This is a genomic window from Terrabacter sp. P2_E3, from assembly GCF_056403915.1.
Map to the genome: position 1 here is coordinate 37,554 of NZ_JBFUEN010000019.1, position 16,896 is coordinate 54,449.

The window sequence follows — 16,896 nt, forward strand, 5'->3', positions numbered from 1 at the left end:
GTCAGCCGACGAGGTCGGCGTCGGTGACCGGGGCTCCGGCCTCGACCGCGCGGGCCAGGACGCGTCCGCGGATGTCGACGGCGGGGCTGACGCCGCCCTCGGGGCGCAGCAGCTGCAGGTCGGTGCCCGCGAGCTCCGTGCCGGCCGGCATCGCGTGCGCCGCGTGCCACGACCGCCGCACGAGGACGGCGTTCTCCTCCTCCGACGGCATGCGCACCTTGACGCCGTCGCCGAGCGCCAGCGCGAGCTGCTTCGTCGTCGCGACGTAGTCGGTGAGCGCGTCCGGCTCGAGGCTGGCGAGGTGGTCGGGGCCGGGGAGGGTGCGGTCGCTCGTGAAGTGCTTCTCGAGGATCGGCGCACCGAGCGCCACGGCGCCGAGCGCCGTCGTCAGACCGGGCGTGTGGTCCGACCACCCCACGGGTATGCCGTGCAGCTCGGTCAGGCGCGGGATGACCCGCAGGTTGCACTCCTCGACGGGCGCCGGGTAGGCCGAGACGCAGTGGAAGAGCACGAGGCCCGGCGCGTCGGCGCAGGCCTCGACGGCCGCCTCGACCTCGTCCTGGGTGCCCATGCCCGTCGAGACGAGCAGGACGACCCCGAGTCGGGACATCTCGCGCAGGTAGGGCAGGTTCGTCAGCTCTCCAGAGCTGACCTTGAGCGCGGGCAGCCCGAGCTCGACGAGCATCTCGGCGCTGTCGAGGTCGAAGGGCGTCGAGAGGAAGGTCGTCCCCGCCTCGGTCGCGTGGTCGCGCAGCTCGACCCACGCCTCCTTGGGCAGGGTCAGGGCCTCGAGCAGGCTGCGCTGGTCGGCGCTACCCCCGCGGTCACGCTGGTAGGGCGTCGTCGCGGCCGCCGACGAGACGAGCTTGTCGGGTGAGAACGTCTGGAACTTCACCGCATCCGCGCCGGACGCGACCGCGATGTCGACGAGGCGGTGGGCCAGCTCGATGTCGCCGTTGTGGTTCACCCCGGCCTCGGCGATGACGTAGACGTCGCCGGGGGTGGGGACCTCGACATCGCCGATCGCGACCGGGTGGACGGCGTTCAGGTGGTCGCTCATGCGGTGCCTCCGGTGGGGCGCGTGGCTGCGGGGACGCCGACGACGGTCTCGCCGTCGGCGACGGGTGTGGTGACGACGGCGCCGGCCCCGACGGTGACGCCCGACCCGACCGTGACGCCGGGAAGGACGCGTGCGCCGCTGCCGACGAGGGTCAGCTCGCCCACGGACGCGGCACCGAGGAGCACCGCCCCGGGCGCGACGTGGGTGCCGACGCCGACGGTGCAGTCGTGCTCGACGACCGCCGCGGTGTTGACGACCACTGCCTCACCGAGGGTGCTCGAGGGTCCGACGTGCGCGTGCTCGAGCACGACGCAACCGGCCCCGAGGACGCTGCGGGGAGAGACCGTCGCGGTCGCGGCGACGACGGGCGGGACCGAGATCCCGCGTGCCACGAGCTCGCGCACGAGCCGCGCACGAGCCGGGTTGGCACCGATGGCGACGACCGCGTGGAGTCCCTGCGCCGCGAGGAGCTCGAAGGCCTGACGGTCGTCGACGAGCACGTCGACGTGCCAGGACGCGCCTGCCGGGACGGCGCCCGAGACGGCGACGACGGCGTGACCGGCGCGCTCGAGGACGTCGACGACCGAGCACGCGTGGCCGCCGGCGCCGAGGACGACCCAGCCGGTGCCGTCGCCCGTCATGCGGGTCCGCCCCGGTGGCCGAGCGMGGCCGCGGCCTCGCCGAGCGCGCCGCCGACCTTGCGGATGTTGTCGGGCTCGAGCACGGCGGGCACTCGCGGCGGGTCGAGCACGAGGCCCTCCCACGAGTTGCGCACGTAGTCGTGGACGAACCACTCGTCGATCGAGGCCTGGTCGGCCCGCAGCGACTCCCAGCCGCGGTCGGCGACGAACCGGGTCAGGTCGTCGGGCGACTCGAGCTGCGCGACGTTGCCCAGGCCGCTCCACGGCATCTCGGCGCCCGTGACGACGGGCAGGCCGAGGAGCCCCGCCTCGAGGCCGACCGTGCCGGTGGCGGTGACGGTGAAGACCGCCTGCTTCATCAGCTCGCGCGAGTCGGCGAAGGGGTCGATCGTGGCGATGTTGGGGTGCGCGTCGAACTGCGGCCAGTAGTCGGGGTCGCGGCGCCACATGAAGTGCGCGTGCTCCTTGACGGCGACCCCGATGTCGAGCGGTGCGAGCGCCTCGGCGAGCACGCGGGCGGTGTAGGCCTGGTCGCGCCACTCCTGGCCCATGACGTCGGCGCTCGACTCGGGCTGCACCTGCAGCGGCAGGAAGACGAACTTCTCGGGCACCGGGTCCCAGCGACGGTCCTGGTACTCGCGCAGGTTGAGCCGCGCCTTGACGGGGTTGAGCCACGGGAGCCGGGCGTAGTCCGAGGGCCGGGGAAGCTGGAGGTTCGCACCCCGGTCGACGGCGAACTCCTTGATGCGGTCGCTCGCGAGCCGCCAGATCTCCTGGCCGGTCTCGACCTCGAGGTTGCGGGCGAAGCCCATCGGCCGGCCGTGCTCGGCCCGCCACGTGTCGATGAAGGCCTGACCGGCGGCGAGGGCCGACGGGTCCTCGACCTGCCGCTCCCACAGGGTGATCCCCTTGGGCGCGCCGATGAGGCCGAAGCGGTCGGACGGGAGGCGTATGCCGCGCGGCCAGGTCGCGAGGCCACCGTGGTGGGTCACGAGGCCGGCCGTGAGCAGCTCGGACGTCACGGTGAACTCGACGAGGGCCAGGACGGGGCCGCGACCCTCGATGGCCGCCTCGAGCTCCTCGGCGGCGAGGTTGAGGAAGTTCATCGCGGTGTCGACCCGGTTGCGGCGCAGCGCCCGCTCGGACACGAGCAGGTCGAGGGGGTCGAGACCCACCCCGGCGCAGGCCCGTTTGAGGGCGGCGTGGGGCGCGAGGCCACTGACGACGTTGGCCTTGCGCGCGGCGGCATACGGCAGCCGGACGGTCGTGGCGCGCGGCGCGTGCCGGCGCACCCACGCGAGGTTGGCGTCCGTGCGGACGACGAGGATGAGGTCCTTCGTCTCGAAACCCGCGTGCACGAGGGCCGGGACGAGGAGGTCGTCGTAGCCCAACCCCATGTGGACGAGCGGTGTCACCACGAAAGCGTCTCTCCTGCGTGTCGGTGCGTGCCGGATCGAGGCGAGCCGGGCGAGCGCCTCATCCTATCCGCGCAGCACGCGCAGGATCCGCGGCGCGACGGCCACGGCGCCCGCCCCGACGAGGGCGGCGAGTGCGACGCGCACCCACGCAGCCGGCCCCTCCAGCGGCAGCACCGCACCCACGAGGGCGAGCGCGACACCGGCGAGCGCCACGACGGCCACCCGCGGCGGCCAGCGCATCGGCGAGTGGGTCCGCGCGAACCACGTCGTCAGGGCCATGAGCACGACGTAGCCCACGGCCTTGGCGATCGCGACGCCGACGACCCCACCCGTCGCGCCCGACCGCGGCGCGAGCCAGAGCGCGACGAGGACGACGACCGCGAGCGCGATGAGCGCGGCCCAGGCGAGCCGGCCGGTGCGCTCGGCGTCGAGCACGGCGAGCGACGAGCCCTGGTAGAGCATGTACGACACCGACACGGTGCAGATGATCCCGAGCGCGCCGACCATGGCGACGTGGTCGAAGCCGGGGTCGGCCATGACGGCGACGAGCCACGGCCCGAGCAGCGCCACCCCCGCCGCGCCCGCCGCGACCACGGTCGTCAGGGCGGTGCCCGTGCGGGCCGTCCACGCCCAGCGGCGGTCGATGGGGTGCGAGAGCACGAGCGGCCCCCACGCGTTGAAGAGGGCGACGGCGAGCACGAACGGCATGTTCCCGAGCTGCAGCGCCACCTGGTAGCTGCCCGCCCCGGCCTCGCCGACGAGCACCCTGGCCAGCAGCACGTCCCCGGAGAGCAGGCCGAGCATCGCGGCCGCCTGCGGCAGGAGGGGCGTGGCCAGGCGGATGCCCGCCCGGACCCGCTCGCGCTCGACCGTGGGCGGCAGCGGACGGCCGAGGACGAGGGCGAGGACGGCAGCCAGCACGACGACGACGGCGTATGCCGTGAGGTACGTCCCCGCGGTCGGCTCGCCCCGCGCCGCCAGGAGTCCCGCGAGCTGTGCCCCGACGGTGGCGAGCACGGCGAGGGCGAGGAAGCCCCAGGGCTGGAGGCGCGCCCGCATCAGCGTCTGGCCGGCCACGACCGTCGTCAGTGCCACCGCGGCGACGACGAGCGGCACCCACTGTCGGAGGTCCGCGTGCCCGGTGGCGGAGAGGAGCAGTGCCAGCGCGAGGCCGACGACACCGAGCCCGAGGGCCAGCAGCACCATCGTCCCGGCCAGGGCCCGCGCGACCCGTGGGCCCTCGGCACCGCGGTGGTGCTCGCGGAGCACGACCTGCGGCAGTCCGGCGGCGGCGATGGTGCCGACCATCTGCACGACGACGAGACCTGTTGCGACGCGACCGAACTCGACGGCGCCGAGCACCCGGGTGGCGAAGGGCAGGACGAGGAGCACGCCGAGGCCCTGCAGCGCCGTGCCGACGAGGTAGACCACCGAGTGCGCTCCGAGCGAGCCGCTCGCGGGGGCGGCGGTGGGCGCGGTGCCTTCGGGCGTGCTCGTCACAGGCTCGAAGGTACCGGTGCGGGGCCGGCCCACCGCTCAGCCACCCGCGTCGTGCCCGGCGACCTGAGCGGTGCGCGGCGCCGTCCTCTAGCCTGCAGGTGTGCCCAGCCCGTCTCCGTCGTCGATGCCCGTGGTCGTGCGCGGCTCCGGCTCCATCGGGCAGCGGCACGCGCGGGTCTTCCGGCAGGAGGGCGCCGACGTCGCGCTCTGGCCGGTCCGCGACCGCGGGTTCGGGTCGGGCGCCGTCGACGACGTCACCGGCGCGCGCCTGCTCGACGACGCGACGGGCCCGGGCGCCCTGCCGGGCGCGCTCGTCGTCGTCGCGACCGACACCGCCCGGCACGTCAGTGACACCGTCCTGGCACTCGACGCCGGTGCGGCGTCGGTCCTCGTCGAGAAGCCCGTCGCCGGGTCGGCCCGCGACGCGGCCGTGCTCCGCGCCCACCCGCGAGCCCAGGACATCTGGGTCGCCGCGCCGCTCCGGGCGCACGAGGCCTTCCGCCACCTGCGCCGGCTCGTCGGCCGCATCGACGGACCGGCCTCGGCCCACGTGCGCTCGCAGTCGTGGCTGCCGGACTGGCGGCCCGACCGCGACTACCGCGAGTCCTACTCCGCCCGTGGCGACGAGGGCGGTGTGCTGCGCGACATGGTCCACGAGATCGACTACGCCGGCGTGCTCTTCGGCCGCCCCGACCTCGTCGGCTCGTTCCTCGAGACGAGCGGTCCGCTCGACATCGAGGCCGAGCAGGCCGCCACGCTGCTCTGGACCACCCGCGACCGCTTCACCGTGACCGCGCGGCTCGACTACGTCACCCGCCCGACGTCGCGCGGGGTCGTCATCCACACCTCGGACGGCATCCTCGAGTGGGACGTCACGCGCGCGATGGTTCGGCACACGACCTCCGACGGCGAGGTGAGCGAGCAGGTCTTCGAGCACGACCTGGACCGCGACATCGTCATGGGCACCCAGGCGCGGGCGGCCCTCGACCTCAAGCCGTGGTCGCCCGCGGCTCAGCGGATCGCCCGGGGAGCGCCGGCCACCCTGGGCGACGGCATCGACGCCGTCCGTCTCTGCGACGAGGCCAGGGCCTTGGCGTCGCAGGGCCCCCACCCCGACCCCGACACCGAGGACGGCTCGTGACCGACCACACCCCGCCCCGCGTCCTCGCGGTCATCCCGGCACGTGGCGGCTCGAAAGGCCTGCCCGGCAAGAACATCCGTCCGATGTGGGGCCTGCCCCTCATCGCCCACAGCATCCGTGCTGCGGCGATGACGCCGGAGGTCACCCGCTGCGTCGTGACGACCGACTCGGCCGAGATCGCCGAGGTCGTGCGCGCCCACGGTGGAGAAGCCCCGTTCCTGCGCCCGGCCGAGCTCGCGGCCGACGACACCCCCATGGCTCCGGTCGTGCGTCATGCCCTCGAGTGGGTCGAGAGCGACGAGGGCGGCTCCTACGACGCGGTGCTCCTCCTCGACCCGACGAGTCCCGCCCGGGTGCCGTCCCAGCTGGCCGAGGCCGTCCGTCGCCTCGCCACGACGCCCGCCCTCGACGGCGTCATCAGCGTCTCCGAACCCACCTTCAACCCGGTGTGGGTGGGCGTGCGCCCCGACGGGTCCCGCGACGGCGCGCTCTCCCGCTACTTCGAGGCGGGCACGGGCGTCACCCGACGGCAGGACGTCGGCAGGTTCCTGCGGATCAACGGCAACTTCTACCTCTGGCGGGCCGACTTCGTGCGCCGCCTTGAGAGCTCGTGGTTCGACGAGGGCACCCACGAAGGGCTCGAGATCCCCGAGGCCCAGGCCTTCTCCATCGACGACGAGTACGAGTTCCGGCTCATCGAGGCCCTCATCGGCGCCGGGCTCATCACGCTGCCGTGGCTCGACGTCGCCGCCCCGATCGCCCAGACGGAGGACCCCCGATGACGACCACGCCCACGACGTCGCTCACCGGACGCACGGCCGTCGTGACCGGGGGCGCCGGACCGCTCGGCCGCGTGCTCGCCGACGCACTGGCGAGGGCGGGTGCCCGCGTCGTCGTCGTCGACCTCGACGAGGAGAGCTGCGCGGCAGCCGCCGCTGCGCTCCCCGGCAGCGACCATGTCCCCGTCGGCGCCGACCTTCTTGACCCGCAAGGGATCTCGCGCGTCGTCGACGTCGTCCGTGGCCTCGGCGCCTGCGACGTCCTCGTCAACAACGCCGCGTTCACCGGCACCTCCGGCGTCCCCGGGTATGCCGTTCCCTTCGAGGAGCAGACCGACGACGCCTTCGCGATGGCCCTGGCCCTCAACCTCACGGCACCCTTCTCGCTGACCCGGCAGCTCGCACCCCTCCTTCGCGCCTCGGGTCACGGGAGCGTCGTCAACGTGTCGAGCATCTACGGTCTCGTCGGGCCCAACATGGGTCTCTACGAGGGCACCCGGATGGGCAACCCCGCGGCCTACGCGGCGAGCAAGGGAGGCATCGCCCAGCTGACGCGCTACCTCTCGACGGTGCTCGCGCCCGAAGTGCGGGTCAACGCCTTCGCCCCCGGGGGCATCGCGCGCGGCCAGGACGAGTCGTTCGTCGAGCGCTACGAGCGGCTCACGCCGCTGGGCCGGATGGGCACCGAGGACGACTTCCGCGGCGTCGTCACGTGGCTCGCCTCGGACGCGTCCGCCTACGTCACCGGCCAGGTCGTCGCCGTCGACGGCGGCTGGACCGCCTGGTAGGCCACCCTTCCGTCCCGGATCGAGGTGATGCCGGCACCCACGTGGGTGCCGGCATCACCTCGAACGGCGGGTTCGGTGCGGGAGCGTCAGGCCGTGAGCTCGGGAGCGACGGTCTGCTCGAAGAGCTCGATGCCCGAGCGGTCGTAGGCGGCCTCCGCGAAGTAGGTGATGGCATACGTCATCCCGCGGGCCTCCATGTCCTTGAGCATCGTGACGATCTTGTCGGGCGTCCCCACGGCGGGCTGCTTGCGGAGGTCCTCGACGGCAGCGGCGGCCTTGTCGTCGGCCACGCCGCCCTTGCGGAGCAGCTCGCCGTAGAACTGGAGGCGGTCCTCGACGTCGGCGTCGGTCTCGCCGATGACGACGTTGTAGTTGGCCGAGCGAACGATCTCGCCGAAGTCGCGACCGCGGTCGTCGCAGTGGCCCTTGAGGATCGCGCTCTTGTGGTCGAAGCCCTCGGGGCTGCCGTCGAAGTTCGTGTAGTCGGCGTACTCCGCCGCGATCTTCAGCGTCACCTTCTCGCCGCCGCCGGCGATCCACATCGGGATGCCGTTGAGTGCGCTGCCAGGGTGGCTCGTGCCCTGCAGGGGACGGGGCGCGCAGAGGGCGCCGTCGACCTGGTAGTGCGTCCCGTCGAGCGTCGCCGAGCCCTTCGTCCACATGTCGCGGAAGACCTGCACGCCTTCGCGGAGCGCGCCGAGGCGGTCGCCCGCCTTGGGGAAGCCGTAGCCGTAGGCGCGCCACTCGTGCTCGTACCAGCCGGCGCCGATGCCCATCTCGGTGCGGCCGCCGGAGATGACGTCGACGGTCGCGGCGACCTTGGCGAGGTAGGCGGGGTTGCGGTAGGCCATGCACGTGCACATCTGCCCGAGCCGCACCCGGCTCGTGGCGGCGCCGAAGCCCGCCATGAGCGACCATGCCTCGTGCGTGGCCTCGCTCGAGGGCTGCGGCACGGTGTGGAAGTGGTCGTAGACCCAGATGGACTCGAAGACGTCTCCGTCGTCGGCGTGCTTGGCGAGGTTGACCATGGCTTCCCACTGCTGGGCCGGCTCGATGCCGACGAGGTCCATACGCCAGCCCTGGGGAACGAACATTCCGAATCGCATCCCGCCATCCAACCACGGTCGGCTGGACCCCGTCGGGGCGCGATCCCGGCACGCCGACGTGTGAAGATGACGGGATGAGTCCGCACCACAACGACCCCGACGTCATCCGGGACCTGCTCCACACCCAGGCCACGTGGGCCGTCGTCGGTCTCGGTGACAACCCCGACCGCACCGCCTACCGCGTGTCCCTGTGGCTCCAGCGCGAGCTCGGCATCCGCCTCGTGCCGGTGCACCCGAGCGCGGCGACGGTGCACGGCGCGACGGGTTACGCGACGCTGGCCGACATCCCGGACGGCACCGTCGTCAAGGTCGTCGACTGCTTCGTCAACAGCGGCCGCGTCGGGCAGGTCGTCGACGAGGCGATCGCCGAGCGGGAGCGGCTCGGCATCGAGGCGCTGTGGCTGCAGCTCGGGGTCATCGACGACGAGGCCGCCGCTCGCGCGGAGGCGGCCGGACTCGCGGTCGTCATGGACACCTGCCCCAAGATCGAGTACCCGCGCATCCAGCCGGGTGACGGCGCCTCGGCCGTCACCGACTGACGCCACGATGGCGGCGGTCGTCCTCCACGAGCAGCGCTGGGGCGTGCCGAGCCGGCTGCCCTCCGTCCTGCTCGTGCACGCCACGGGCGACACGTCGGCGGACTGGGCCGACGTGGCGGCCGGTCTCGCCGTCGACCGCCTCGTCGTGGCCGTCGACCTGCGCGGGCACGGCGAGAGCCCCTGGCCCGGCAGCTATGCGCTGGCCGAGCTGGCCGAGGACGTCGTCATGGTGGCCGACTCCGTGGCGGCCGAGCAGGGCCGTCCGGTCGACGTCGTCGGCCACTCGCTGGGAGGCCTCGTCGCCTGCGTCCTCGCGAGCGGTCGCCCCGACCTCGTCCGGCGCCTCGTCCTCGAGGACGTGCCGGTCCCCCACCCTCGCGACCCCCGCCCGCCGGAGCGCCCCGACGGCGACCTCGCCGTCGACTGGGAGGCGGTGCTCCAGGTGCGCGCGCAGATCGACGAGCCGGACCCGGGGTGGCCGCAGGTCGTCGCCGCTGTCACCGCCCCGACCCTCGTCGTCTGGGGCGGCCCGAGCAGCCCCATGCCGGCCGAGCACGTCGCCGAGATGGCCGAGACCGTCGCCGACGGTTGCCTCGTGCGCATCGACGCGGGGCACCTCGTCCACGCCCACCAGCCCGTCGTGTTCACGGCGGCCGTGCGCGGCTTCCTCGCGCCGCCGGGCTGACCGAGGGCGTATGCCGTCTGCCCGGTCCCTGGTCGCCCGTGGGAGCGGCGCCGGCTCAGTCGGTGAGGCCGCGGGCGACCTGCTCGCGCAGCGACGCTCCCTTGGCGTGCGCCTCGTCGCGCAGGTCGGCCTGGAAGGCGATCATGCGCGCGCGGACGTCGGCGGCGAGCTCGTCGGAGCCGGTGCCGACGATGCGCGCCGCCAGCAGGCCCGCGTTGCGGGCGCCGCCGATCGAGACGGTCGCGACCGGCACGCCGGCCGGCATCTGGACGATCGAGAGCAGCGAGTCCATGCCGTCGAGGTACTTCAGGGGCACCGGCACCCCGACGACCGGGAGCGGCGTCACCGACGCGAGCATCCCGGGCAGGTGCGCGGCTCCCCCGGCGCCGGCGACGACGACGCGGAGGCCGCGCCGGGCGGCGTCCTGGCCGTAGGCGATCATCTCGTCGGGCATCCGGTGGGCCGACACGACGTCGGCCTCGTAGGGGATCCCGAACTCCTCGAGCGCACGGGCTGCCTCGCGCATGACGGGCCAGTCGCTGTCGCTGCCCATGACGATGCCGACGACGGGCTCGGTGCTCTCGGTCATTCGGTGATCACTCCTCTGAGGTAGTCGGCCGCGTGCCCGGCGCGCTCGCGGGCGTCGTCCAGGTCGGCTCCACTGACGTTGACGTGCCCGATCTTGCGGCCGGGCCGCACGCCCTTGCCGTAGACGTGCACCTTGGCGCCGGGGTCGCGGGCCATGATGTGGCGGTACGCGGGGTAGAGGTGCTCGTAGTCGCCGCCGAGGACGTTGGCCATGACGGTCCACGGCGCCCGGGGGCGCGGGTCGCCGAGTGGCAGGTCGAGCACGGCACGCAGGTGCTGCTCGAACTGGCCGGTGACGGCGCCGTCCATCGACCAGTGACCGCTGTTGTGCGGACGCATCGCCAGCTCGTTGACGACGTAGGCCGACGTGCCGCCCGTGCCGGGGCGCACCTCGAACATCTCGACGGCGAGCACGCCCGTGACGCCGAGCTCACCGGCGATGCGCAGTGCGGCCTCGGTGGCCACCGACGCGAGGTCCGGGGCGATCGCCGGGGCGGGGGCGAGCACCTCGGTGCAGACGCCGTCGGTCTGGACCGTCTCGACGACGGGCCACGCCGCGGCCTGGCCGGACGGGCTGCGGGCGATGAGGACGGCGAGCTCCCGCACGAAGTCGACCTTCTCCTCGAGGAGCAGGCCGTGCTCGAGCGGGCCGGGCTCGCCGATCCGCGAGATCCAGTCCGCGAGGTCGTCGGCCGAGGAGGCGACCGCCACGCCCTTGCCGTCGTAGCCGCCGCGCGGGGTCTTGGCGACGATCGGCCAGCCGACGTCGTCACCGAACGCGGTGACCTCCTCGGCGGAGGTGGCACGCGCCCACCGGGGGCACGCGATCCCGAGGGCGGTGAGGCGCTCGCGCATCGCGAGCTTGTCCTGGGCGAAGTTGAGGGCGGCGCGCGTGGGGTGGATGGCCACCCCGTCGGCCTCGAGCGCCTCGAGGACGGCCGGCGGCACGTGCTCGTGGTCGAAGGTGACGACGTCGCAGTGCTGCGCGAAGGCGCGGACCGTCTCGAGGTCGGTGTGCTCACCGACCGGTGAGCTCGGCACGACCAGGGCCGCTGCCGCGGTGTCGCTCTCGGCGAGCACCGACAGCTGGACGCCCAGCTCGACGGCGGGGCCCTGCATCATGCGGGCGAGCTGTCCGCCGCCGACGACGCCGACGACGGGGAATCCTCCGGGGGCGCGCTTCGGCTGGGTCACGACGCCCAAGCGTAGTCGCCGTCAGCGGAGCGGGTCGTGGCGCCCCGGGACCGCTCCGGCGCGCCGGTCCGCGTCGCTCGAGCCGGCGGCCTCGTCCCCCTCGTCGGAGAGCACCGCCTCGACGTGGCTGGGGTCGGCGAGGTCGGGGTGGTGGGCACGCACGGCAGCGAAGGTCCACAGCTTGTTGAGCACGAACGAGACGGGCGTGACGACGGCGATGACGATGAGCTGCGCCCAGTAGAGCCGGGTGCGGAAGCCCGTGGAGTCGTCGAAGACCGTCGGCGAGAGGTGGATCGGTGAGTCGAGGTGCATGAGGAGCGTCAGCAGCACGAGGCCGATGACCTGACCGAGTAGGCCCACGGCGAGGAACGGCCAGTACTCGTGCCACCAGCGGGCGTGCTTGGTCGTGCGGAAGGTCCACGTGCGGTTGAGCTGGAAGTTCCAGAGGTTCGCGACGAGGAAGGCGATGGTCGAGTAGACGTGGTACCAGCGGACGTTGAACTCCGTGCCCGGGACGCCGACGATCGCCTGGTCGAAGCTCGGCCCGAGCTTCTTGACGACGACGAGGGTGAGGAGGTTGACGAGCACGCCCGAGACGCCCACGGCCGCGAACCGGAGCAGCAGCAGCCAGTTGTGCCGGTGGCGCACGAACAGGAACTCATGCAGGCGCCTCACCGGGGCACCCTACCCCGGCAGACAGGGGGTCCCGTCGGCGTTCAGTCGGTCTCGGCCTCGGAGAGGAAGAGGGCGAAGCGCGCCGGCTGGGCCTGGACGAGGTCGAGGCGACCACCGTTGGACTCCGCGAGGTCGCGGGCGAGGGCCAGCCCGAGTCCGGTGCTGCCCCCGGCTCCGCTGCTGACCGAGCGCTCGAAGATGTGCGGGGCCATGGCGGCGGGCACGCCGTCGCCCTGGTCGCTGACCTCGACGATGACCGACGGGCCCGAACGACGTGCATGCACGTCGACGGTGCCCCGTCCGTGGACGAGGGAGTTCTCGAGGAGCGTCGAGAGCACCTGCGAGAGCGCGACCGGCGTCGACCGGACGAAGAGGCCGCGCTCGCCACGGACCCGCACCGAGCGGCGGGCCTGCTCGAAGGCGGGCTGCCACTCCCGCTGGAGGGCGGCGATGACGGAGTCCAGCGACACGGCCGGCGACGGCCCACCGGAGCCGCGGGTGCGACCGAGCAGGTCGTCGACGACGCGGGTCAGCCGCTCGACCTGGGCGATCGCGATCGTCGCCTCCTCCTTGACGACCTCGGCGTCGTCGGTCTCGGAGATCTCCTCGAGCCGCATGAGCAGGGCCGTGAGCGGGGTGCGCAGCTGGTGCGAGGCGTCCGCGGCGAAGTCGCGCTCGGCCGCGAGCGACTTCGTCATGTCGTGGGCCCGACGGGTCATGACGCCCGACACGTGGTCGATCTCGTCGATGTCCGAGTGCACCGGCGTCAGGCGCGCCTCCCCCGCGGCGAAGCGGGTGGCGAGGTGGACGAGCTCCTGGGAGGACTGCTCGACGTGCGCCCGGGTGCCCAGGGTGGCGACGTAGGCCGCGCCACCGCTCAGCGCGCCGATCCCGAGCATGACGGCCCCGAACCGGGCGATCCCCACGGACGGGTCGGAGGCGATCCAGGCGGTGACGGTGCCGGGTTGCTGCGTCACGGCCCAGGCGACGACCGCCGTCGACAGCAGCACGACGAGCCCGGCGCACACGACGGCCACGACGAGCGCCATCCGGTCGAGCACCCGGCGCACGGTCAGTCGACCTGGGGGCGCTCGAAGCGGAAGCCGACGCCACGGACGGTGGCGATGTACTGCGGGGACGTCGCGTCGTCGCCGAGCTTCCGGCGCAGCACCGAGATGTGCATGTCGAGGGTCTTCGTCGACCCGAACCACGCGGTGTCCCAGATCTCGCGCATCAGTTGCTCGCGCGAGACGACCTTGCCCTGCTCGCGCACGAGCACCCGCAGCAGGTCGAACTCCTTGGCCGTCAGCTGCAGCTCCTCGCCCTTGAACCAGGCGCGACGGCCGTCGGAGTCGATGCGGACCAGCTCACCGGACGGGACGGCCTCGGTGGGGGTGCGCCGCAGCAGGGCCCGCACCCGTGCGAGCAGCTCGGCGAGGCGGAACGGCTTGGTGACGTAGTCGTCGGCGCCGGCGTCGAGCCCCACGACCGTGTCGACCTCGTCGGCGCGGGCCGTGAGGATGAGGACGGGGATGGCGCGGCCCTCGGCCCGGATGCGGCGACACACCTCGAGCCCGTCGATCTTCGGCAGGCCGAGGTCGAGGAGCACGAGGTCGGGGTTCTCCTTGGCACCGTCGAGCGCAGCGACACCGTCCTCGCGCACGTCGACGTCGTAGCCTTCTCGCCGCAGCGCACGCGCCAACGGTTCGGAGATGGCTGGGTCGTCCTCCGCCAGGAGCACTCGGGTCATGTCACCGTCCTCAGGATCTGCCGGCCCGGGGGTGCACCGACCGTCGTGAGCCTATCGACAACCACCCGTTTTGCACCCTGACGCCCCTGCGACACGGCAGATGGGGCCTCAGCGACCGGGCCAGACCGGGCGCCGCTTCTCCGCGAAGGCGGCCACACCCTCGCGGCGGTCGCCCGAGAAGGCCGTCGCGCGCCAGCAGCCGTCCTCGATCTCCAGGCCCGCATCGAGACCCACGTCGGCGCCGAGACGCATGGCGCGCTTGGCGTTCCGCAGCCCGACGGGCGAGTTGGCCGCGATCGTCCGGGCCAGCTCCAGGGCCCGCTCACGTGCCGTCCCGGCAGCGACGACCTCGTCGACGGCGCCCAGCTCGAGGGCCTCGCGGGCCGGGAGACGCGCGGCCGTGAAGATGGCCCTGGCCGCCCGCGACCACCCGACCCGGCGCACGAGCAGCTGGGTGCCGCCCCCACCAGGGATGACCCCGACGCTCACCTCCGGCAGGCCGACGACGGCGCCCTCTCCCGCGACGACGAGGTCGCACGACAGGGCCAGCTCGAAGCCGCCCCCGAGCGCGAAGCCGTCGACGGCGGCGATGGCCGGCACCGGTAGGTCGAGGACTCCGGTGTAGGCCGCCCGGGCGACCGGGCGCTGCTCCATGAGGTCCGCGTCCGAGAAGCCGTTGCGCTCCTTGAGGTCAGCGCCGACGCAGAACGCCTTCGCGTGGCTCGAGGTCAGCACGACGCAGCGCACCGACTCGTCCGCCGCGACCCGGGCCGTGGCCGCAGCGATGGCGCGGGCCATCGCCGTCGACACGGCGTTCATCGCCTCGGGCCGGTCGAGGACGATCTCGGCGACGTGCGCGAGGTCCGGGTCCTCGAAGCGCTCGACGCGCACGAGGGTGGGCTCACCCGGCCCCGCGCTCGCGGTGGCGTCGGCTGCGGTCGGCGTTGACGGCATACGAAGGTCTCCTTCGGGGGTCACGCGTCGGTACGCGACGTGGCTCGGTGGGTGGTGTCGGGGAGCGGCTCGCCCGAGACGGAGCGGCGGCCGGCGGACGTCGCCCGGCGCAGCAGCGAGGGGGTCACGGGGCCGACCCCGCGCAGGATGCGGCGGCGCTGGCCGGTCAGCTCGAAGCCGGAGAGGCTCGCGAGCTCGCGCGCCATCGTCGCGTCGACGAGGACGCTCCCGGCCTGGGCCACGGCGGTCAGGCGCGAGGCGCGGTTGACCGTGGTGCCGAAGACGTCGCCGAGGCGGGAGATGATCGGTCCGCGCGCCATCCCGCACCGCACGTCGGGCAGCACGTCGTCGTCGGTCATCGTCTCGACGAGGTCGAGCGCGATGGCCGCTGCGGGCGCGGCGCCCATCGTCGTGAAGAGCACCTCGTCACCGACGGTCTTGATGAGCCGGCCACCGTGCGCGGTGATGACGTCGGCCGAGAGCGCCTCGAAGCGGGACACGAGCCGGGCGAGGTCGCGCTCGGACATCCGCCGGACGAGGGCCGTGAAGTTGACGAGGTCGGCGAAGCCCACCGAGCGCATCTTCGTCATGCCGTAGGACTCGGGGTCGGCGTCGGCGAGCATGCGCGCGACGGTGGCCGACAGGTGCCGGCGCCAGGCGTAGACGAGGAGCGGCTCGAGGCGGTCGGTGAGGACCGCGAGGCGCTTCGCCGTCTCGGTGGCGGTCTCGAGGCTCGGCACCGAGCGGGACTCGTGCTCGTCGTCGTCGGCCTCGTCGGCGAGGACCGCGCTCATGTGGTTCTCGACGGCCTCGGCGATGAGCTGCGACTGCCAGCCTGCGAGACGGTCGGCCGACCGGGCGAAGGCGCGGGTCATCGCGAGCGCCGTCGGCTCGTCGAGCAGCCCGTCCCGGACGATGCCCGCGACGGCGGCGAGCGCCTTCTGGTCGGCCTCGGTGAACAGCTCGTCGTCGGTGTCGACGACGGGGAAGCCCAGCGCGTGCCAGAACTTGCGTGCGGACAGCAGGGAGACCTCGGCGCCGCGGCTCACCTCGCGGCGGCGCAGCTCGAGCGGACGCCCCAGCAGCCGCTCCGTGTAGTCCTCGCTCACCCGCGCGACGGGCTCGGGGCTGTCGGCGCCCTGGGTGCCTCGGGTGCCCGGCTCGGTCATGGCCCGATCATGCCAGTCCACCGGCCGCGGGCCGGACGTGGACGACGTCACCGGCCGCGAAGGTCCGAACGCCGTGGTCGGTGCGCACGACGAGGGCGCCGTCGTCGTCGACGCCGACAGCGGTTCCCTCGACCGCGTCACCCGTCGGCAGGTGCACCCGCACCGTCAGCCCGATGGTCGAGCAGGCCGCGCGGTATGCCGTTCGCACCTCCGCTGCGCCGGACGCACCCGCCGCGTCGGTGCCGACTCCGGCTCCGGCCAGCACGGCCGTGAGCTCGTCGAGGTAGGCGACGAGGAGGTCCTCCCGGCTCACCCGGGCGCCGGCGAGCGCCAGGGACGTGGCCGTGTCGACGGGCAGCTCCTCCCGGGTCTGGTCGATGTTGACGCCGGTCCCGACGACGACCGCCTGACCGGAGCCGACGGTGACGAGCTCGCAGAGGATGCCGCTCAGCTTGCGGTCGCCGTCCTCGGCGAGGAGCACGTCGTTGGGCCACTTGAGCCGGGCCGTCAGCGCGGCGCCGGTCGCCTCGGTCACCCGGCGCACCGCTCGCGACAGCGCGAGCCCGGCGAGCAGCGGCATCCAACCCGCCTGGGCGGGGTCGGCGACCGGTACCGCGACGCTGACGGCGAGCGAGGCCCGGTCTGGCACCGTCCAGGCCCGGCCGAGGCGGCCGCGTCCTCCGGTCTGGTGGTCGGTGAGGACGACCCACCACAGTCCGCGGTCCTCGAGAGCCCGCGCGGCGGCATACGCCCCCGTCTGCCCCGCCGTCCCGGTCAGCAGCTCCCGCAGCCGGGTGTTCGTCGACCCCAGGGCTGGGTGGAACTCCACCTCGCGCCACGGCCGTCCGGACGTGACCAAGGCCGCACTCACAGTCTCGAAGTCGAGCGAATCGCGCACGTCCACAAGGC

The 16,896-nt window shown here is 73.6% G+C and carries 18 protein-coding genes; 5 read left to right on the top strand and 13 right to left on the bottom strand.

Annotated features, from left to right (window positions below; genetic code table 11):
• Position 1: 1 nt before the first annotated feature.
• The 4 genes from AC1DW8_RS20135 to AC1DW8_RS20150 all read right to left on the bottom strand — a co-directional run bounded on the left by AC1DW8_RS20135 (position 2) and on the right by AC1DW8_RS20150 (position 4,619).
• The gene (locus AC1DW8_RS20135) at positions 2-1,060 is read right to left on the bottom strand and encodes an N-acetylneuraminate synthase family protein (RefSeq protein ID WP_478095648.1); all 1,059 of its coding nucleotides are present in this window, start codon (positions 1,058-1,060) and stop codon (positions 2-4) included.
• Positions 1,057-1,701: a NeuD/PglB/VioB family sugar acetyltransferase gene (locus AC1DW8_RS20140; protein ID WP_478095649.1), complete on the bottom strand. Its 645-nt coding sequence runs from the start codon at positions 1,699-1,701 to the stop codon at positions 1,057-1,059. Before AC1DW8_RS20140 ends, AC1DW8_RS20135 begins: the two co-directional genes overlap by 4 nt.
• On the bottom strand, positions 1,698-3,119 hold the full coding sequence (locus AC1DW8_RS20145; protein ID WP_478095650.1) for a hypothetical protein: 1,422 nt from the start codon (positions 3,117-3,119) through the stop codon (positions 1,698-1,700). Before AC1DW8_RS20145 ends, AC1DW8_RS20140 begins: the two co-directional genes overlap by 4 nt.
• A gap of 63 nt (positions 3,120-3,182) precedes the next feature.
• Positions 3,183-4,619 carry a lipopolysaccharide biosynthesis protein gene (locus tag AC1DW8_RS20150; protein ID WP_478095651.1) on the bottom strand — a complete coding sequence of 479 codons (1,437 nt, stop codon included), beginning with the start codon at positions 4,617-4,619 and terminating at the stop codon, positions 3,183-3,185.
• A gap of 100 nt (positions 4,620-4,719) precedes the next feature.
• Between AC1DW8_RS20150 and AC1DW8_RS20155 the strand changes: the two genes are divergently transcribed.
• The 3 genes from AC1DW8_RS20155 to AC1DW8_RS20165 are packed head-to-tail and all read left to right on the top strand — an operon-like array spanning position 4,720 to position 7,327.
• Positions 4,720-5,760 (top strand): Gfo/Idh/MocA family protein, encoded by a 1,041-nt coding sequence (locus AC1DW8_RS20155; RefSeq protein WP_478095652.1) that lies wholly within the window; start codon positions 4,720-4,722, stop codon positions 5,758-5,760.
• A complete protein-coding gene (locus AC1DW8_RS20160) occupies positions 5,757-6,542 on the top strand; it encodes an acylneuraminate cytidylyltransferase family protein (protein WP_478095653.1) in 786 nt (261 codons plus the stop codon). Before AC1DW8_RS20155 ends, AC1DW8_RS20160 begins: the two co-directional genes overlap by 4 nt.
• Complete coding sequence (locus AC1DW8_RS20165; RefSeq protein ID WP_478095654.1) at positions 6,539-7,327, top strand: SDR family oxidoreductase; 789 nt, start codon at positions 6,539-6,541, stop codon at positions 7,325-7,327. The genes AC1DW8_RS20160 and AC1DW8_RS20165 overlap by 4 nt, the downstream gene beginning before the upstream one ends.
• Before the next feature lie 86 nt (positions 7,328-7,413).
• Here the strand turns inward: AC1DW8_RS20165 and AC1DW8_RS20170 are convergent, their stop codons facing one another.
• On the bottom strand, positions 7,414-8,433 hold the full coding sequence (locus AC1DW8_RS20170) for an LLM class F420-dependent oxidoreductase (protein WP_478095655.1): 1,020 nt from the start codon (positions 8,431-8,433) through the stop codon (positions 7,414-7,416).
• A 74-nt stretch (positions 8,434-8,507) separates the two neighbouring features.
• On the opposite strand from AC1DW8_RS20170, the gene AC1DW8_RS20175 reads away from it, so the two are divergent.
• Together AC1DW8_RS20175 and AC1DW8_RS20180 are read left to right on the top strand one after the other, a co-directional pair.
• A complete protein-coding gene (locus tag AC1DW8_RS20175; protein ID WP_478095656.1) occupies positions 8,508-8,972 on the top strand; it encodes a CoA-binding protein in 465 nt (154 codons plus the stop codon).
• 7 nt (positions 8,973-8,979) lie between these two features.
• Positions 8,980-9,657 (top strand): alpha/beta fold hydrolase, encoded by a 678-nt coding sequence (locus tag AC1DW8_RS20180; protein ID WP_478095657.1) that lies wholly within the window; start codon positions 8,980-8,982, stop codon positions 9,655-9,657.
• A 55-nt stretch (positions 9,658-9,712) separates the two neighbouring features.
• Here AC1DW8_RS20180 and purE read toward each other — a convergent pair whose 3' ends face one another.
• From purE to AC1DW8_RS20220, 8 genes are all read right to left on the bottom strand, one after another.
• Positions 9,713-10,246 (bottom strand): 5-(carboxyamino)imidazole ribonucleotide mutase, encoded by a 534-nt coding sequence (gene purE / locus AC1DW8_RS20185; RefSeq protein WP_478095658.1) that lies wholly within the window; start codon positions 10,244-10,246, stop codon positions 9,713-9,715.
• Positions 10,243-11,439: a 5-(carboxyamino)imidazole ribonucleotide synthase gene (locus tag AC1DW8_RS20190; RefSeq protein ID WP_478095659.1), complete on the bottom strand. Its 1,197-nt coding sequence runs from the start codon at positions 11,437-11,439 to the stop codon at positions 10,243-10,245. Before AC1DW8_RS20190 ends, purE begins: the two co-directional genes overlap by 4 nt.
• A 21-nt stretch (positions 11,440-11,460) precedes the next feature.
• Positions 11,461-12,114: a GtrA family protein gene (locus AC1DW8_RS20195; RefSeq protein WP_056827066.1), complete on the bottom strand. Its 654-nt coding sequence runs from the start codon at positions 12,112-12,114 to the stop codon at positions 11,461-11,463.
• 41 nt (positions 12,115-12,155) lie between these two features.
• Positions 12,156-13,184: a sensor histidine kinase gene (locus AC1DW8_RS20200; protein WP_056827065.1), complete on the bottom strand. Its 1,029-nt coding sequence runs from the start codon at positions 13,182-13,184 to the stop codon at positions 12,156-12,158.
• Between the two features lie 2 nt (positions 13,185-13,186).
• Positions 13,187-13,864, bottom strand: a complete 678-nt coding sequence (locus AC1DW8_RS20205; protein WP_056773162.1) for a response regulator transcription factor — start codon at positions 13,862-13,864, stop codon at positions 13,187-13,189.
• A gap of 108 nt (positions 13,865-13,972) precedes the next feature.
• The gene (locus AC1DW8_RS20210; protein ID WP_478095660.1) at positions 13,973-14,818 is read right to left on the bottom strand and encodes an enoyl-CoA hydratase/isomerase family protein; all 846 of its coding nucleotides are present in this window, start codon (positions 14,816-14,818) and stop codon (positions 13,973-13,975) included.
• A 20-nt stretch (positions 14,819-14,838) separates the two neighbouring features.
• Entirely contained in the window at positions 14,839-15,987 is a 1,149-nt protein-coding gene (locus AC1DW8_RS20215) for an adenylate/guanylate cyclase domain-containing protein (RefSeq protein WP_056773160.1), read from the bottom strand.
• A 7-nt stretch (positions 15,988-15,994) separates the two neighbouring features.
• The gene (locus AC1DW8_RS20220; RefSeq protein ID WP_478095661.1) at positions 15,995-16,885 is read right to left on the bottom strand and encodes a biotin--[acetyl-CoA-carboxylase] ligase; all 891 of its coding nucleotides are present in this window, start codon (positions 16,883-16,885) and stop codon (positions 15,995-15,997) included.
• Between the last annotated feature and the right edge of the window lie 11 nt (positions 16,886-16,896).